The sequence below is a fragment of the Paraoerskovia sediminicola genome (assembly GCF_030296575.1).
Lineage (GTDB): Bacteria > Actinomycetota > Actinomycetes > Actinomycetales > Cellulomonadaceae > Paraoerskovia > Paraoerskovia sediminicola.
The window spans coordinates 185,405-202,449 of sequence record NZ_AP027729.1 but is presented as its reverse complement, the minus strand read 5'-3'; the positions used below and the strand labels follow the sequence as shown (position 1 = coordinate 202,449).

Here is a 17,045-nt window from a genome sequence, read left to right as displayed (position 1 = left end):
TGCGGCGTCGTCGTCGTGCTGGGTCGTGCCTCAGAAGGCGCGCGTGATCATCGCGCGCTTGACCTCCTGGATCGCCTTCGTGACCTCGATGCCGCGCGGGCATGCCTCGGTGCAGTTGAAGGTCGTGCGGCAGCGCCACACGCCCTCCTTGTCGTTGAGGATCTCGAGGCGCTGCGTGGCGCCGTCGTCGCGCGAGTCGAAGATGAACCGGTGCGCGTTGACGATGGCCGCGGGGCCGAAGTACTGGCCGTCGGTCCAGAACACGGGGCACGAGCTCGTGCAGGCGGCGCAGAGGATGCACTTCGTCGTGTCGTCGAAGCGCTCGCGCTGCTCGGACGACTGGATGCGCTCCTTGGACGGCTGGTTCCCGTTCGTGATGAGGAACGGCATGATCTCGCGGTAGGAGGCGAAGAACGGCTCCATGTCGACGACGAGGTCCTTGAGCACGGGCAGGCCCTTGATGGGCTCGACCGTGATGACCTTGTCGGGGTTGACGTCCTTCAGGAGCGTCTTGCAGGCGAGGCGGTTGCGGCCGTTGATCCGCATCGCGTCCGAGCCGCACACACCGTGGGCGCAGGACCGCCGGAACGTCAGCGAGCCGTCCTCCTCCCACTTGACCTTGTGGAGCGCGTCGAGCACACGGTCGGTGCCGTGCGCCGTGACGGTGAACTCCTCCCAGGTCGCCTCGGGGCCGTTCTCGGGGGAGTAGCGGCGGATGCGCAGCGTCACGTCGAACGTCGGGATCTCGCCGGCCGTCGCCGTCTCGGTGCTCGCGGCACCGTCCAGGGTGGCAGTCATCAGTACTTCCGCTCCATCGGCTCGTAGCGGGTCTGGATCACGGGCTTCGAGCCGAGGACGACCTTGTAGCCGTCGAACGACTCCACGTGGTCGAAATACTCCCCGACCGTCCCGTCCACGGCGTCCGGGGCGTCCGTGGGGCGCCGGTACGTCATGGTGTGCAGCATGTAGTTGGTGTCGTCGCGGTCCGGGAAGTCCTCGCGGTAGTGGCCCCCGCGGGACTCCTTGCGGTTGATCGCGGCGACGACGGTGACCTCGGCGATGTCGAGCAGGAACCCGAGCTCGAGCGCCTCGAGGAGGTCCGTGTTGAACATCTTGCCCTTGTCCTGCACCGAGACGGTCTTGAACCGCTCCTGCAGCCCGCGGATGTCGTCGAGCGCCTGCGCGAGCGACTCCCCGGTGCGGAACACCTGGGCGTTCGCGTCCATCGTCTCCTGCAGCTCGCGCCGCACCTCGGCGACGCGTGCGCCGTCGGGCCGGTCACGCATCTCGTCGAGCTGCGCGACGGTGCGCGCGGCCGCGTCCTCGGGCAGGTCGCGGAACGTGGCGGTCTTCGCGTACGCGGCGGCCGTGCGCCCGGCGCGCTTGCCGAAGACGTTGATGTCGAGCAGCGAGTTGGTCCCGAGGCGGTTCGAACCGTGGACGGAGACGCAGGCGACCTCGCCGGCGGCGTACAGGCCCTTGACGACGTTGTGCGAGTCGCGCAGCACCTCCGCGTCGACGTTGGTCGGGATGCCGCCCATCGCGTAGTGCGCGGTCGGGTAGACCGGGACGGGCTCGGTGTACGGCTCGATGCCGAGGTACGTGCGGGCGAACTCGGTGATGTCCGGGAGCTTCGCGTCGATGTGCGCGGGCTCCAGGTGCGTCAGGTCGAGGAGCACGTAGTCCTTGTTCGGGCCGCAGCCCCGACCCTCGCGGACCTCGTTCGCCATCGAGCGCGCCACGATGTCGCGAGGCGCGAGGTCCTTGATGGTGGGCGCGTAGCGCTCCATGAACCGCTCGCCGTCCGAGTTGCGGAGGATCCCGCCCTCGCCGCGCGCGGCCTCGGAGAGCAGGATCCCGAGCCCGGCCAGGCCCGTCGGGTGGAACTGGAAGAACTCCATGTCCTCCAGCGGGAACCCGCGGCGCAGCGCCAGAGCCATGCCGTCGCCCGTCAGCGTGTGGGCGTTCGAGGTGGTCTTGAAGATCTTGCCCGCGCCGCCCGTGGCGAACACGATCGACTTCGCCTGGAACACGTGGATCTCGCCGGTCGCGAGGTCGTAGGCGACGACGCCGGTCGCGTTGACCTCCTCGCCGTCCGGCACGTCGCCCTCGGAGAGGTCGTGGTCGGTGATGAGGTCGAGGACGTAGAACTCGTTGAAGAACTCGACGTCCTGCTTGACGCAGTTCTGATAGAGCGTCTGCAGGATCATGTGGCCGGTGCGGTCGGCCGCGTAGCACGAGCGCCGGACGGCGGCCTCGCCGTGGTTGCGCGTGTGCCCGCCGAAGCGGCGCTGGTCGATGCGGCCCTCAGGGGTGCGGTTGAACGGCAGACCCATGCGCTCGAGGTCGAGCACGGCGTCGATGGCCTCCTTGGCCATGATCTCGGCCGCGTCCTGGTCGACCAGGTAGTCGCCGCCCTTGACCGTGTCGAACGTGTGCCACTCCCAGTTGTCCTCCTCGACGTTCGCCAGCGCGGCGCACATGCCGCCCTGCGCCGCTCCCGTGTGCGAGCGCGTCGGGTAGAGCTTCGAGATGACGGCTGTACGGACCTCGCCCGAGGCCTCGAGGGCCGCGCGCATCCCGGCGCCGCCGGCACCGACGATCACGACGTCGTACTGATGGGTCTGCATCGGGGTCGATGCCTCCTGGCGTTGGGGTGGTGCGAGGGTCTTGGCGTGCTGGGTGCGGTGGTGCCGCGCTCAGTCGAAGCAGATGGAGGGCAGCAGCTCGGCGGGGGAGCCGGCCGGGCACGGGTCGAAGGTGAAGATCACGAGGGTGCCGAGCACCACGACCACGGTGAACGCGGCGTACAGCGCGAGCTTCAGCACGAGCCGGGTGCCGTCGCGCTCCGCGTAGTCGTTGATGATCGTGCGGACGCCGTTGGTCCCGTGGATCATCGCGAGCCACAGCATGAGCAGGTCCCAGACCTGCCAGAACGGGCTGGTCCACTTGCCGCCGACGAACGCGAAGTCGATCGCGTGCACGCCGTCGCCCACCATCAGGTTCACGAACAGGTGCCCGAAGATGAGGACGAGGAGCACGACGCCCGAGGCGCGCATGAAGATCCAGCCGTACAGCTCGTAGTTCGAGCGCGTGACCTTCTTGCGGTCGTACGAGGCGCGGGGCGCGGCGAGGTCCGGTGTCGTGGTCATCAGTGACCCCCTCCGAAGACGTTCATCAGGTGACGCGGGGCGAACCCGGCCATGGTGACGACGAACAGGCCGATCACGACCCAGAGCATCACGCGCTGGTACTTGGGGCCCTTGGCCCAGAAGTCCACGACGATGATCCGGATGCCGTTGAAGGCGTGGAAGACGATCGCCGCGACGAGACCGAGCTCGCCGAGGCCCATGACCGGTGTCTGGTAGGTCCCGATCACGGCGTTGTACGCCTCTGGCGAGACCCGCACCAGCGCGGTGTCCAGCACGTGCACGAGCAGGAAGAAGAAGATGAGCACGCCGGTCACGCGGTGCGCGACCCAGGACCACATGCCTTCGCGGCCGCGGTACAACGTGCCAGCGGGTGCACTCGGCACGGTTGGCCTCCTGTGACGGGATCCGATGACGTGCGGTGGCCCGGGACAGGGAACCGCGATGTCCGTTCTCTGGACGACCACTGTAGTGAACCTGACGGGCCGTCGTGACACCGCAGGGTGGATCCGCGCCCGAAGCGGGTCGGATTGTGACCTAATGCACACGAACGGGCGAGGCCGGGCGGGTCGGCGCGCGTCGATATCATCGGCGCATGGACACCCCGGGCGCGCCGATCGACGACTTCTACGCAGTGGTCCCCGCCGGGGGCGCCGGGACGCGGCTGTGGCCGCTCTCCCGCAAGGCCGCGCCCAAGTTTCTCCTGGACCTCACCGGCAGCGGTCGGTCCCTGCTGCAGGGGACCTATGACCGGCTCGCGCCGCTCGTCGGGCCGGGCGGCGTCGTCCTCGTCACGGGGGAGCGGCACGTCCGGGCGGCGACCGCCCAGCTCCCGGACCTCGCCGAGGGCGACGTCCTGGCCGAGCCCTCCCCGCGCGACTCGATGGCCGCCATCGGACTCGCCGCCGCGGTGCTCGAGGCGCGGCACGGCGACGTCGTCGTCGGGTCGTTCGCCGCCGACCAGGTGATCTCCGGCCGCGACGCCTTCGAGCGCGCCGTGCGCGAGGGGGTCGAGGCCGCGCGGGCCGGGTACGTAGCGACGATCGGGATCGCGGCGTCGCGGCCGTCGACCGCGTTCGGCTACGTCCGCAGCGGCCGGTCGCTCGACCTGGACGGGGCCCCCACCGCCCTGCACGCCGAGGGGTTCACCGAGAAGCCCGACGCGAGCACGGCCCGCGAGTACCTCGCGACGGGGGAGTACCGCTGGAACGCCGGGATCTTCATCACGCGCACGTCCGTCCTCCTGGGGCACCTGGAGCGCGAGCGGCCAGCACTCCACGAGGGCCTGCGCGCGATCGCGGCCGCGTGGGACGGTCCCGACCGTGACGAGGTGCTCGCCCGGACCTGGCCGTCGCTCGAGCGCATCGCCATCGACCACGCCGTCGCCGAGCCCGTGGCGGCGGCCGGCGGCGTCGCGGTGGTCCCGGGCACGTTCGGCTGGGACGACGTCGGCGACTTCAACTCGCTCGCCGCGCTCATGCCGTCGGTGGACGGCGCCGGTTCCAAGGTCCTCGGGGACGAGTCGTCCGTCGTGCGCCTCGACAGCGCCGGCTCGGTCGTCGTCCCCGGTGACAAGGTCGTCGCCGTGCTCGGCCTGGACGACGTCGTCGTGGTCGACACGCCCGACGCGCTGCTCGTCACGACGCGCGCGCGGGCGCAGCAGGTCAAGCGGATGGTCGACTCCTCCACGACCTGGGACTCGACGAGCTGCTCTGACGGTGCGGGCTACCCTCGCCCTGTGAGACACCAACCTGCGCCCGAGCGGTCCGCCGTCGGCTCTCGGATCGCGGGCCTCGTGGCCACGCTGAGCGACGAGCTCGTCGAGATCCGGCGCGACATCCACGCCCACCCGGAGATCTCGTCCACCGAGGTCCGCACGACCGCGCTCCTCGCCGAGCGGCTGCGCGCCGCCGGGCTCGACCCCGTGCTGCTGCCCGGGACCGGGCTCTACTGCGACATCGGCGAGGTCGCCGCCGGGACGGACCGCGTCGCGCTGCGGGCCGACATCGACGCCCTCCCGCTCGACGACGCCTGCGAGCTCCCGTTCTCGTCGACGGTCCCCGGCGCGGCCCACGCCTGCGGGCACGACGTGCACGCGACCGTCGTCCTCGGGGCGGGGCTGGTCCTCGCCGAGCTGGCCGCCGAGGGCGAGCTGCCCCGCGGCGTCCGGCTCGTCTTCCAGCCGGCCGAGGAGATCATGGTCGGCGCCCTCGAGACGATCGCCGCCGGGGCGCTCGACGGTGTCGGGGAGGTGTACGCGATCCACTGCGACCCGAAGCTCGACGTCGGGCAGATCGGAACCCGGATCGGGCCCATCACGTCGGCGTCCGACCTGGTGACGATCCGGCTGTCCGCGGCCGGCGGGCACACGTCGCGACCCCACCTCACGGGTGACCTCGTGTACGCGATGGGCAAGGTGATCACCCAGGTCCCCGCCGTCCTGAGCCGCAGGCTCGACCCGCGGTCCGGGGTGAACCTGACCTGGGGTGCGGTGGAGGCGGGCAGCACGCCCAACGCGATCCCGAGCGCGGGCACGCTCCGGGGCACGCTCCGGTGCCTCGACGCCCGGGCGTGGGAGGAGGCCGCGCAGGTCCTGCGCGACGCCGCGGAGCAGGTCGTGCTCCCGTACGGCGTCGCCGTGGAGGTCGACCACCAGCGGGGCGTGCCGCCCGTCGACAACGACGAGACGGCGACCGGCCGGATCGAGGTGGCCGCGCGGGACGTCGTCGGGCCCTCGTCCGTCGTCCTGACCGAGCAGTCGCTCGGCGGCGAGGACTTCGCCTGGTACCTGACGAAGGCGCGCGGCGCGCTGGCGCGCCTCGGGACCCGTACCCCGGGCGGCCACAGCCACGACATCCACCAGGGCGACCTGCGGGTGGACGAGCGGGCGATCGAGCACGGCGCGGCGCTCATGGCGCGCATCGCCGTCGGCTGACGCAGGACGTCCGTCCCGACAGGTGGACGAGCCGCGCACCTCCATGAGACGAACGGTGTCGCTTGCGTAACGAAGCCTCCGGCGGTCACCGGTGCGCGTTGCGGGTGCCCGAACCGTCGTTAGGGTTCCTGGCAACGGACCATTCGGAGCCGCGCCCTCCCCGTGCGACGACGCCCGCGGGAGCAGCGGTCCCCCGATGGTCGGGTCACACAAGACAGGAGCATTTCGTGAAGAGAGCGACGAAGGTCACCGCACTCGCAGCAATCTCTGCCCTCGCGCTGGCCGCGTGCGGCTCGGCGCCCGAGGAGTCCACGGACGCGGGCGCCGACGGTTCGACCGACGCAGGTGCGGACTTCAAGGCCTGCATGGTCTCCGACGCCGGTGGGTTCGACGACAAGTCGTTCAACGAGTCCGGGTTCAACGGCCTCACGGCGGCCGAGGACAACCTCGGGATCGAGACGGCGACCGCCGAGTCGCAGTCGAACTCGGACTTCACGCCGAACATCGACAACCTCATCGCGCAGGACTGCAACATGATCATCACGGTCGGGTTCCTGCTCGCGACCGCGACCGGCGACGCCGCCACGGCGAACCCGGACGTCGAGTTCGGGATCGTCGACTCGACCGCGCAGGACGCGGACGGCAACGCCCTCGAGCTGGACAACGTCAAGCCGATCAGCTTCGACACCGCCCAGGCCTCCTACCTCGCGGGCTACCTCGCCGCGGGCATGAGCGAGACCGGGACCGTCGCCACGTACGGCGGGCTCCAGATCCCCTCGGTCACCGTGTTCATGGACGGGTTCGTCGACGGCGTCGCCAAGTACAACGAGGACAAGGGCGCCGACGTCAAGACGCTCGGCTGGGACAAGGAGGGCCAGAACGGCTCCTTCGCCGGTGGCTTCGACGACCAGTCGCAGGGCCAGCAGCTCACGCAGACGTTCATCGACCAGGGCGCGGACATCATCCTGCCCGTCGCCGGACCGGTCGGCCTCGGCTCGCTCGCCGCGGCCAAGGACTCCGACGGCGTCTCCGTCATCTGGGTCGACTCCGACGGCGCCGAGACCAACCCCGACTCGGCCGACCTGATCCTGACCTCGGTCCTGAAGCAGATCGGCCCGGGCGTCGAGGACGTCATCACGGGTGCGGTCAACGACGAGTTCGACAACTCGCCGTACATCGGGACGCTGGAGAACGACGGTGTCGGTCTCGCCCCGTTCCACGAGTTCGAGGACACCGTCCCGCAGGAGCTCAAGGACGAGGTCGAGCAGCTCAAGCAGGACATCATCGACGGGACCATCACGGTCGAGTCGGAGAACTCGCCCAAGTGATCTGACCGACCGGTCGTGACCGGTCGCGAGGACCCTCGAGGCACACCGAGCCGACCCGGCGTCCGCCGGGTCGGCTCGGTCGTGCCGGGCTAGTGTCGTGACAGGGCGGTCGCAGCGTCGCCCCGCCGGAAGGAGACCGTGCGTGAAGCTCGAACTGCAAGGGATCACCAAGAGGTTCGGCCCTCTGGTGGCGAACGACAGCATTGACCTCGTGATCGAACCGGCGGAGATCCATGCGCTCCTCGGTGAGAACGGCGCGGGCAAGAGCACGCTGATGAACGTCCTCTTCGGGCTCTACACGGCCGACGAGGGCAAGATCCTCCTCGACGGCGAGGAGCGCACCTTCCGCGGACCTCGCGACGCTCTCGCTGCCGGCATCGGTATGGTCCACCAGCACTTCATGCTCGTCCCGGTCTTCACCGTCGCCGAGAGCGTTATGCTCGGGCACGAGGACGTGCGCGGCGGCGGCCTCCTGGACCTCGAGACCGCGCGTCGCCGGGTCAAGGAGCTCTCCGACCGGTTCGGGTTCGGTCTCGACCCCGACGCCGTCGTCGAGGACCTCCCCGTCGGCGTCCAGCAGCGCGTCGAGATCGTCAAGGCGCTCGCCCGCGAGGCGAAGGTCCTGATCCTGGACGAGCCGACGGCGGTGCTCACGCCGCAGGAGACCGACGACCTCATCGAGATCATGCGTCAGCTCAAGGACGCAGGGACCTCGATCGTGTTCATCACGCACAAGCTGCGCGAGGTCAAGGCCGTGGCCGACTCGATCACGGTGATCCGGCGCGGCGCCGTCGTCGGCACCGCGGAGCCGAGCGCGTCCGAGAACGAGCTCGCCGAGCTGATGGTCGGGCGCGCGGTCAGCCTGGGTCTCGACAAGGCCGTCGCCGAGCCCGGCGAGGAGACCTTCGTCGTCGAGGGCCTGACGGTCCGGGACGCGACGGACCAGACCGTCGTCGACGACGTCTCCTTCGCCGTGGCCCGCGGGGAGATCCTCGCCGTCGCGGGGGTCCAGGGCAATGGTCAGACGGAGCTCACCGAGGCGATCCTCGGCGTCCTGCCGTCGGCGGCAGGGTCCGTGACCCTCGAGGGCCGTGAGCTGCGGGGCTGCGCCCCAACGAGGTGCTCGCCGCGGGCGTGGGGTTCGTCCCCGAGGACCGCAAGGTCGACGGCCTCGTCCTCGACTTCACGGTGGCGGAGAACCTGGTGCTCGACCTGTACGACAAGAAGCCCTTCGCCAAAGGCGTCGGGCTCGACCTGAAGAAGATCCGCGCCAACGCGCAGGAGCGGATCGACGAGTACGACATCCGCACGCAGGGCGCCGGCCAGGAGGTCGGCCGGCTCTCCGGCGGCAACCAGCAGAAGGTGGTCGTGGCGCGCGAGCTCTCGCGCCCGCTCAAGCTGTTCATCGCGAGCCAGCCCACGCGTGGCGTGGACGTCGGGTCGATCGAGTTCCTGCACCGTCGGATCGTCAAGGAGAGGGACGACGGCACGCCGGTGATCATCGTCTCGACCGAGCTCGACGAGGTCAGCGAGCTCGCCGACCGCATCGCCGTCATGTACGAGGGCGGCATCATCGGCATCGTGCCGGGGGACACCCCGCGGTCGGTGCTCGGACTCATGATGGCCGGCGTCCCCCTGGAAGAGGCGCGCGCGAAGGCCGACGAACACCCCTCAGCCACGACGGGAGACGACCAGTGAGCGACGAGAAGCCCACCCCGCCGCCGCCGTCGTCCGCCGCGCCGGCACCGACGCGCGAACGCGACCCGATCGAGCACACCGCCGGGACCGGGGGACGCGCGGCAGCGACCCTGCGGGAGATCAGCACCGGGAACTTCGGCGTCACGGTCCTCGCGTTCGTCCTCGCGCTCGTGATCGGCGCGATCCTCATCATCGCGGTCGACGACGACGTCGCGGACGCCGCGGGGTACATCTTCGCGAGGCCCAGCGACTTCTTCGGGGCCGCGTGGAGCGCGGTCTCCGACGCCTACACGGCGCTGTTCCGCGGGGCAGTCCTCAACTACCAGGCGGACACCTTCGCAGGTGCGATCCGGCCGTTCACCGAGACCCTGACGGTCGCGACGCCGCTGATCATCGCGGCGCTCGGCGTGGCCGTCGGGTTCCGCGCCGGCCTGTTCAACATCGGTGCCCAGGGCCAGGTCATCATGGGCGCCATGATCGCCGGGTTCGTCGGCTTCACCTGGAACCTGCCGGTCGGTGTGCACCTCCTCGTCGCCCTGCTCGGCGGGATCATCGCCGGCGGGCTCTGGGCCGGTATCGCCGGGTTCCTGAAGGCGCGGACCGGTGCTCACGAGGTCATCGTGACGATCATGCTCAACTACGTCGCGCTGTACCTGCTGCAGTACGCCCTGACGACGAGCGTCTTCTCCACCGGCAACCAGCCGAAGAGCCCGAGCGTCGCGTCGTCGGCCCAGCTCCCGCTGATCCTCGGCGACCAGTTCCGGCTCAACGCGGGGTTCATCGTGGCGATCCTCGCCGCGATCTTCGTCTGGTGGCTGATGACCCGGTCGACCATCGGGTTCCGGTTCCGCGCCGTCGGCTCGAACGCGCACGCCGCGCGGACCGCCGGCATGAGCGTCACCGCGACGTTCGTGCTCGTCATGGTGGTCTCCGGGGCGCTCGCCGGCCTCGCCGGTGCGACACAGCTGCTCGGCACGGAGAAGTTCCTCACCGACGGGATCGCCGGCAGCCTCGGGTTCGACGCGATCACCGTCGCACTGCTCGGCCGGTCCAAGCCGGCGGGCATCTTCCTTGCCGGCATCCTGTACGGCGGGCTCAACGTCGGTGGCCGTGTCATGGAGGTCGCGACCGGCACGCCGATCGACATCGTCCTCGTCATCCAGTCGCTCGTGGTGCTCTTCATCGCTGCACCGCCGCTCGTCCGGGCGATCTTCAGACTGCCCGCCCCGACGACGAAGGAGGTCGCGGCATGACCGCCACCGAGGTCTCCACCGCTCCCGTCCCGGGGGCCGTCACCACGACCCGGGCCAGCCTCAGGACGCCGATCGTCCTCGCCGTCCTCGGAGTCGTCGCGCTCGTCTTCTTCGGGCTCCTGGGCTCCGCCGGCTCGACGACCACGTTCGGGGTCTCCGCCGGCACCGACTTCGTGACGATCGACCCCGTCGAGATCCCGAGCAAGGCCGGGGCGATCGTCCTCGCCGTCCTCGCGCTCGCGCTCGCCGCGTGGTCGTTCGTCATGGCCCGCGCCGGTCGCACGGTCCCGGTCTGGCTCGTCGCGGTCTTCGGGGTCCTCTGGGTCCTCGCGTTCCTCACCTGGGCCGTGGCCGACAAGTCCACGTCGCTCGTCAGCCTGATGCAGGGCTCGCTGCTGCTCGCCGTGCCGCTCGCCTTCGGGGCCCTCGGCGGCCTCCTGAACGAGCGCGCCGGGGTCGTGAACATCGCGATCGAGGGCCAGCTGCTGACGGGCGCGTTCGGCGCGGCGGTCCTCGCGTCGGTGACCGGCAACGCCTACGTCGGTCTCGTGGCGGCGCCGGTCTTCGCCCTGATCATCGGGTCGATGCTCGCGCTGTTCACGGTGAAGTACCACGTCAACCAGATCATCGTCGGTGTCGTGCTCAACGTGTTCGCCGTCGGTCTCACGAGCTTCCTGTTCAGCTCGGTGCTCAAGGAGAACGCGTCGCAGCTCAACTCCCCGCCGCGGCTCGAGGTCCTGCCGATCCCGCTGCTCTCGCAGATCCCCGTGATCGGCCCGGTCCTGTTCCGGCAGACCGTGATCGTCTACCTGCTGTACATCGCGGTGGCGGTCATCACCGTCGCGCTCTTCCGCACCCGCTGGGGACTGCGCGTGCGTGCCGTGGGCGAGTACCCGCAGGCGGCCGACACCGTCGGCATCAGCGTCGAGCGCACCCGCTGGAGCAACGTCCTCCTCGGTGCGGCGGTCGCCGGCCTCGGTGGCGCGTTCTTCACGATCGGCTCGGTCGGAGCGTTCGGCGAGGAGATGACGGCCGGCAAGGGGTACATCGCGCTGGCCGCGATGATCCTCGGGCGCTGGTCGCCGATCGGCGCGCTGACGGCTGCGCTGCTGTTCGGGTTCGCGGACAAGCTGCAGCAGGTCCTCGGCGTCCTCGAGACCCCGATCCCGAACCAGTTCATGCTGATGCTCCCGTACGTGGTGACGATCTTCGCCGTCGCGGGGCTCGTCGGGCGGGTCCGCGGCCCTGCCGCGGCCGGTGAACCCTACGAGAAGGGCTGACGCGTGACGTCGAGCACGCCGGGCGCCCCGGACGCGTCGGCCACGGACGTCGACTGGGAGGCGCTGCGCGCCGCGGCGCGCGACGTGATGGCCCGGGCGTACGCGCCCTACTCGCACTACCGGGTCGGTGCGGCCGCCCTGGTGGACGACGGCCGGCTCGTCGTCGGGTGCAACGTGGAGAACGCCGCCTACGGCGTGACGCTCTGCGCGGAGTGCTCGCTCGTGAGCGCGCTCGTCGTGGGTGGGCCGGGCCGGCTCGTCGCGTTCACCTGCGTCGGCGGGGACGGGCGGGTCGTGATGCCGTGCGGCCGGTGCCGACAGCTCCTGTGGGAGCACGGGGGCCGACCTCGTCGTCGACACGGTGAGCGGGCTGCGCACGATGGACCAGGTGCTCCCCGACGCCTTCGGCCCCGAAGACCTGGACGCCGCACCCGAGACCACCGAGGAGAACGCATGAGCGAGAGCCACGACGTCGTCGACATCATCCGCGCCAAGCGCGACGGGGGACCCTCGACGCGGGCCAGATCGACTGGGTCCTCGACGCGTACACGCGCGGGGCGGTGGCCGAGGAGCAGATGTCGGCGCTGGCCATGGCGATCCTGCTCCGCGGGATGGACCGTGCGGAGATCTCGCGGTGGACCGCGGCGATGATCGCGTCGGGCGAGCGCATGGACTTCTCGGCGCTGTCGCGACCGACGTCCGACAAGCACTCCACGGGTGGTGTCGGGGACAAGATCACGCTCCCGCTCGCGCCGCTCGTCGCCGTCTTCGGGGTCGCCGTCCCTCAGCTCTCCGGCCGCGGGCTGGGCCACACCGGCGGCACCCTGGACAAGCTCGAGTCGATCCCGGGCTGGCGGGCCGCGCTGTCCAACGACGAGATGATGGCTCAGCTCGACGACGTCGGCGCCGTGATCTGCCAGGCCGGCTCGGGCCTGGCGCCGGCCGACCGCAAGCTCTACGCCCTGCGGGACGTGACGGGGACGGTCGAGGCGATCCCGCTGATCGCGTCGTCGATCATGAGCAAGAAGATCGCCGAGGGCACCGGCGCGCTGGTGCTCGACGTCAAGGTGGGCTCCGGCGCCTTCATGAAGGAGATCGGGCAGGCGCGCGAGCTCGCGCGCACGATGGTCGACCTCGGGACGGACGCGGGGGTGCGCACGGTCGCGCTCCTGACGGACATGTCGACGCCGCTCGGGCTCACCGCGGGCAACGCGCTCGAGGTCCGGGAGTCGGTCGAGGTGCTGGCCGGTGGCGGGCCCGCCGACGTCGTCGACCTTACGGTCTCGCTCGCGCTGGAGATGCTCGAGGGCGCCGGGAAGCCCCAGGGGAGGACGACGTCCGCGCGGCGCTCGGCGACGGGCGCGCCATGGACGTCTGGAACCGGATGATCGCCGCCCAGGACGGCGACCCGCACGCCGCGCTGCCCGAGGCGCGCGAGACCGACGTCGTCCTCGCCGACGCCGACGGGACCCTGGAGTCCCTGGACGCCTATGCGGTCGGGGTCGCGGCCTGGCGGCTCGGCGCGGGCCGGGCGCGCCGCGAGGACCCGGTGCAGGCCGGGGCGGGCGTGGTGCTCCACGCCAAGCCCGGAGAGACCGTCCGTGCGGGTGAGCCCCTGATGACCCTGCACACCGACACCCCGGAGAAGTTCGCGCGGGCGCGCGAGATCCTCGCGGGCTCGTGGACGGTCGCGTCGGGCGCCGTGGCCGGCGGGGTGTCGACCGGCACCGCAGGTGGCGCCGTGACCGGCCCGTCCACCGGTAGCGTCGTCCTCGACCGGATCGCCTGACCTCCGAACGACCTGCTGCGCGGCGGGCTGCACCGCCGCGCGACGAGAGGATGCCGCACCCGTGACCGACGACCACGTCCCCCCGCAGCCGGACCGTCGCAGGCCCCGCTCGGTCTACGAGGTCGGGACCGAGCCCGACGCGCGCTTCAGCCTCGCCAACGAGCGCACGGCGCTCGCATGGGTGCGCACCGGTCTCAGCCTCGTCGCGGGCGGGATCGCCCTGACGTCGTTCGCCACGTTCGCGGACCTCTCCGGTGTCCTCGACGTCGTCGCCGCCGTCGCGTGCCTCGCCGGCGCGTCGCTGAGCATCTGGGCCCTCGTGTCGTGGGCGCGGAACGAGCGTGCGCTGCGGCGCGACGAGCCGCTGCCGTCGCCCAGGGCGCTCCCGGTGCTCGTGGTGGGGGTCGTCGCGTTCGGCCTCGGCCTCGCCGCGTACGCGGTCGTCGAGGCCTTGGCCTGACGTGCCGGCCGACCCCCGGGAGCGAGACCCGGGCCTGCAGCCCGAGCGGACCGCGCTCGCGTGGCAGCGGACCGTCCTGTCGGTGACGGTGGGCTCGCTCGTGCTCGCGGCGACGGCCGTGCGGCTCGACCGGCCCGTGCTGGCCGTCGCGGCGGCGGGCGTCGCCGTGGCGGCCATGCTCCCGATCGTCCTGCGGATCCCGGACGGGGACCTGCCGGCCCACGGCCGGCTGCGGAGCTGGGGGTTCCTGTCCCGGGTCGTCTGGCTCGTGGTCGCGCTGGGTCTCCTCGGGGCGACCACGGCCGTCACCTCCCTCGTGGTGCTGGGATAGCCGGCGGTACCGTGCCGGGCGGTGTCACGCCGTGCCCCCGGGTAGCGTGGCACCCATGACTCCCACCGAGCTCGAGGCGCACCTCGCCCAGCTGCCCAAGGTCCTGCTGCACGACCATCTCGACGGCGGGCTGCGGCCGCAGACGGTCATCGAGCTCGCGGCCGACGCGGGGCACGACCTGCCGACGGACGACCCCGAGGCGCTCGCCGACTGGTTCCAGGAGTCGGCCGACTCCGGCTCGCTGGTCCGCTACCTCGAGACCTTCGACCACACGATCGCCGTCATGCAGACGGCGGCCGCGCTGCACCGGGTCGCCCGAGAGGCCGTGCTCGACCTGGCCGCCGACGGCGTCGTCTACGCGGAGCTGCGCTGGGCCCCCGAGCAGCACCTGCGGGGCGGTCTCGGCCTGCAGGACACGGTGGACGCCGTGCAGGCCGGGATCGTCGAGGGGATCGAGCTCGCGGCGAGCGGCGGCCGGGTGATCCGCGTCGGTCAGATCGTCACGGCGATGCGGCACGCGGACCGGTGGCAGGAGATCGCCGAGCTCGCCGTCGCCAACCGGGACGCGGGCGTCGTGGGGCTCGACATCGCGGGCGCCGAGGACGGGTTCCCGCCGTCCCGCCACCCCGAGATCTGGCGCTATCTCGCGGACGCGGACTTCCCGGTCACGATCCACGCCGGCGAGGCGGCCGGGCTCGAGTCGATCGCGGAGGCGGTCCACCTGGGCCAGGCGGACCGGCTCGGGCACGGTGCGCGGATCGTCGAGGACATCGACCTCGACCACACGGACGGCGTCGCGACCCTCGGGAGCCTCGCGCACTGGGTCCGCGACCACCAGATCCCCCTCGAGCTCTGCCCCTGCTCGAACCTGCAGACCGGGGTCGCGCCGACGATCGCGGAGCACCAGATCACCCGGCTCAAGGAGCTCGACTTCGCCGTCACGCTCAACACCGACAACCGCCTCATGTCGCGGACGTCGATGACCAACGAGATGACGCGCCTCGTGCGCGAGGCCGGGTGGACCATCGACGACCTCGCCGACGTCACCATCACGGCGGCGTGGAGCGCGTTCATCCACCACGACGAGCGCCGGGCGCTCGTGGACGACGTGATCCTGCCCGGGTACCAGGCCATCGAAGGAGCACAGCTGTGACCACCGCACCGCTCGACCGTGCCGCGCTCGCGCGGTTCGTCGACCACACCCTGCTCAAGCCCGAGGCGTCGTCGGACGACGTCGCCGCCCTCGTGGAGGAGGGCGTCGCCCTCGGCGTGTTCTCGGTCTGCGTGTCCCCGTCGATGCTCCCGCTCGATGCGGCGGCGACCCGCGACCGGGGTCTCGCCGTCGCGACCGTGTGCGGGTTCCCGTCGGGCAAGCACCACAGCGACGTCAAGGCGGCCGAGGCCGCGCGCTCGATCCGTGACGGTGCGGACGAGGTCGACATGGTGATCGACCTCGGCGCGGCGCGCGCGGGGAGTGGGAGTACGTCCAGGCCGACATCGCGGCGGTGCGGGCCTCGGTCCCCGGTGACCGGGTGCTGAAGGTGATCATCGAGTCGGCAGCGCTCACGGACCACGGGATCATCGAGGCGTGCCGGGCGGCCGAGTCCGCCGGCGCGGACTTCGTGAAGACGTCGACCGGGTTCCACCCGGCCGGTGGGGCGTCGACGCACGCCGTGTCGATCATGGCGGAGACGGTCGGCGGACGCCTCGGGGTCAAGGCCTCGGGCGGGGTGCGCACGCTCGCCGACGCGCTCGCGATGATCGAGCACGGTGCGACCCGCCTCGGGCTGTCGGGGACGGCGGCGGTGCTGGACGGGTTCGACGGCGCGGCCCCTGCGGAGGCGTCCGACGGCGGCTACTGACGACCGCGGTCCGAGATCAGGTTAGGCTAGCCTGACTGCTCTCGAACCGGAGGTCCCGCGTGCTCGCATCGTCCGATCCGTCGTCAGACCCCTCGAACGCGCCCGCCGGTGGTCAGGCCGGCCCGACCGCCGGGCTCGCCGTGCAGGCACGACGGTCGACCGCTCCGCCCAAGGAGGCGATCGTGGTCTCCCGGGAGCGCCTGACCCCGTCGATGGTCCGGCTCGTGCTCGGCGGACCGGATCTGGAGGCGCTGGACCCGGGGCCGTACACCGATCGTTACGTGAAGCTCCTCTTCCCCGAGCACGGCGACGCGGAGCGCCCGCCGATGCGGACCTACACGATCCGCGCCTGGGACGTCGCGCGCTCGCAGATGGCGGTCGACTTCGTCGTGCACGGCGACCAGGGGATCGCGGGGCCGTGGGCCGCGCGCGCCGAGGTGGGCGACCGGGTGCTGGTGCGAGGACCGGGCGGCGGCTACGCGCCCGACCCCGCAGCCGACTGGCACCTGCTGATCGGCGACGAGACAGCGCTGCCCGCGATCGCGGCCGCAGCAGAGGCCGTGGCACCCGGGACGCCGGTCGTCGCGCTCGTCGAGGTCGGGTCGGCGGGCGACGAGATCCCGTTCACGTCGCCGGGCCACCTCGACCTGCGGTGGGTCCGCCGCGACGAGCGCCCGGCCGAGCCGACCGGGGACGCGCTCGTGGCTGCCGTCGACGCCCTCGACCTGGACGCGCTCCGCAGCGAGCACGGAGGGGACCCCCAGGTGTTCCTCCACGGCGAGGCCGGGTCGGTCCGGATCGTGCGCCGGGCGCTGCGCGCCGCCGGGGTGGGCCCGGCGTCGCTCTCCGCGTCGGGGTACTGGCGCCTCGGGCGGGACGACGAGGCCTGGCGCGCCGAGAAGCGCGACTGGGCCGCTGGTGTCGAGCAGGACGAGGCGAAGGTGCTGGCCGGAGCCTGAC

12 protein-coding genes and 5 pseudogenes are annotated in these 17,045 nt (G+C 71.6%); 13 read left to right on the top strand and 4 right to left on the bottom strand.

All coding sequences use genetic code 11. The annotated features are described in order from the left end of the window. Positions 1-30: 30 nt before the first annotated feature. The 4 genes from QUE47_RS01110 to sdhC all read right to left on the bottom strand — a co-directional run bounded on the left by QUE47_RS01110 (position 31) and on the right by sdhC (position 3,490). Positions 31-798: a succinate dehydrogenase iron-sulfur subunit gene (locus tag QUE47_RS01110; protein ID WP_286218223.1), complete on the bottom strand. Its 768-nt coding sequence runs from the start codon at positions 796-798 to the stop codon at positions 31-33. After that, complete coding sequence (gene sdhA / locus QUE47_RS01105; protein ID WP_286218222.1) at positions 798-2,630, bottom strand: succinate dehydrogenase flavoprotein subunit; 1,833 nt, start codon at positions 2,628-2,630, stop codon at positions 798-800. The genes QUE47_RS01110 and sdhA overlap by 1 nt, the downstream gene beginning before the upstream one ends. A 69-nt stretch (positions 2,631-2,699) precedes the next feature. Beyond that, on the bottom strand, positions 2,700-3,152 hold the full coding sequence (locus QUE47_RS01100) for a succinate dehydrogenase hydrophobic membrane anchor subunit (RefSeq protein ID WP_286218221.1): 453 nt from the start codon (positions 3,150-3,152) through the stop codon (positions 2,700-2,702). After that, entirely contained in the window at positions 3,152-3,490 is a 339-nt protein-coding gene (gene sdhC / locus QUE47_RS01095) for a succinate dehydrogenase, cytochrome b556 subunit (RefSeq protein ID WP_350227710.1), read from the bottom strand. Before sdhC ends, QUE47_RS01100 begins: the two co-directional genes overlap by 1 nt. A 254-nt stretch (positions 3,491-3,744) precedes the next feature. Here sdhC and QUE47_RS01090 point away from each other — a divergent pair. The 13 genes and pseudogenes from QUE47_RS01090 to QUE47_RS01030 all read left to right on the top strand — a co-directional run bounded on the left by QUE47_RS01090 (position 3,745) and on the right by QUE47_RS01030 (position 17,044). Next, positions 3,745-4,865: pseudogene (locus QUE47_RS01090) on the top strand (mannose-1-phosphate guanylyltransferase). A gap of 22 nt (positions 4,866-4,887) precedes the next feature. Then, positions 4,888-6,084: an amidohydrolase gene (locus QUE47_RS01085; RefSeq protein WP_434019715.1), complete on the top strand. Its 1,197-nt coding sequence runs from the start codon at positions 4,888-4,890 to the stop codon at positions 6,082-6,084. A 227-nt stretch (positions 6,085-6,311) separates the two neighbouring features. Then, complete coding sequence (locus QUE47_RS01080; RefSeq protein ID WP_286218219.1) at positions 6,312-7,412, top strand: BMP family lipoprotein; 1,101 nt, start codon at positions 6,312-6,314, stop codon at positions 7,410-7,412. Positions 7,413-7,554: 142 nt separating this feature from the next. Continuing rightward, positions 7,555-9,110: pseudogene (locus QUE47_RS01075) on the top strand (ABC transporter ATP-binding protein). Next, the gene (locus tag QUE47_RS01070; RefSeq protein ID WP_434019714.1) at positions 9,107-10,363 is read left to right on the top strand and encodes an ABC transporter permease; all 1,257 of its coding nucleotides are present in this window, start codon (positions 9,107-9,109) and stop codon (positions 10,361-10,363) included. Before QUE47_RS01075 ends, QUE47_RS01070 begins: the two are co-directional and overlap by 4 nt. Beyond that, positions 10,360-11,643, top strand: a complete 1,284-nt coding sequence (locus QUE47_RS01065) for an ABC transporter permease (protein WP_286218218.1) — start codon at positions 10,360-10,362, stop codon at positions 11,641-11,643. Before QUE47_RS01070 ends, QUE47_RS01065 begins: the two co-directional genes overlap by 4 nt. An 87-nt stretch (positions 11,644-11,730) precedes the next feature. Continuing rightward, a pseudogene (locus QUE47_RS01060) lies at positions 11,731-12,100 on the top strand (cytidine deaminase). Continuing rightward, positions 12,097-13,432 (top strand): annotated as a pseudogene (locus QUE47_RS01055) (thymidine phosphorylase). The pseudogenes QUE47_RS01060 and QUE47_RS01055 overlap by 4 nt, the downstream one beginning before the upstream one ends. A 61-nt stretch (positions 13,433-13,493) precedes the next feature. After that, the gene (locus QUE47_RS01050; RefSeq protein ID WP_286218217.1) at positions 13,494-13,892 is read left to right on the top strand and encodes a YidH family protein; all 399 of its coding nucleotides are present in this window, start codon (positions 13,494-13,496) and stop codon (positions 13,890-13,892) included. A 1-nt stretch (position 13,893) separates the two neighbouring features. After that, positions 13,894-14,223 carry a DUF202 domain-containing protein gene (locus QUE47_RS01045; protein WP_286218216.1) on the top strand — a complete coding sequence of 110 codons (330 nt, stop codon included), beginning with the start codon at positions 13,894-13,896 and terminating at the stop codon, positions 14,221-14,223. Positions 14,224-14,278: 55 nt separating this feature from the next. Then, positions 14,279-15,376, top strand: a complete 1,098-nt coding sequence (locus QUE47_RS01040; protein WP_286218215.1) for an adenosine deaminase — start codon at positions 14,279-14,281, stop codon at positions 15,374-15,376. After that, positions 15,373-16,085, top strand: a pseudogene (gene deoC / locus QUE47_RS01035) (deoxyribose-phosphate aldolase). The gene QUE47_RS01040 and the pseudogene deoC overlap by 4 nt, the downstream one beginning before the upstream one ends. 212 nt (positions 16,086-16,297) lie before the next feature. Beyond that, entirely contained in the window at positions 16,298-17,044 is a 747-nt protein-coding gene (locus tag QUE47_RS01030) for a siderophore-interacting protein (RefSeq protein ID WP_286219333.1), read from the top strand. The last annotated feature ends 1 nt before the right edge of the window (position 17,045 follow it).

Bases quoted from the DNA above. Each gene is read 5' to 3' on its own strand.
- QUE47_RS01110 (WP_286218223.1), bottom strand. From the start codon at position 798: ATGACTGCCACCCTGGACGGTGCCGCGAGCACCGAGACGGCGACGGCC.
- sdhA (WP_286218222.1), bottom strand. From the start codon at position 2,630: ATGCAGACCCATCAGTACGACGTCGTGATCGTCGGTGCCGGCGGCGCC.
- QUE47_RS01100 (WP_286218221.1), bottom strand. From the start codon at position 3,152: ATGACCACGACACCGGACCTCGCCGCGCCCCGCGCCTCGTACGACCGC.
- sdhC (WP_350227710.1), bottom strand. From the start codon at position 3,490: ATGTGGTCCTGGGTCGCGCACCGCGTGACCGGCGTGCTCATCTTCTTC.
- QUE47_RS01065 (WP_286218218.1), top strand. From the start codon at position 10,360: ATGACCGCCACCGAGGTCTCCACCGCTCCCGTCCCGGGGGCCGTCACC.
- QUE47_RS01040 (WP_286218215.1), top strand. From the start codon at position 14,279: ATGACTCCCACCGAGCTCGAGGCGCACCTCGCCCAGCTGCCCAAGGTC.
- QUE47_RS01030 (WP_286219333.1), top strand. From the start codon at position 16,298: ATGGTCCGGCTCGTGCTCGGCGGACCGGATCTGGAGGCGCTGGACCCG.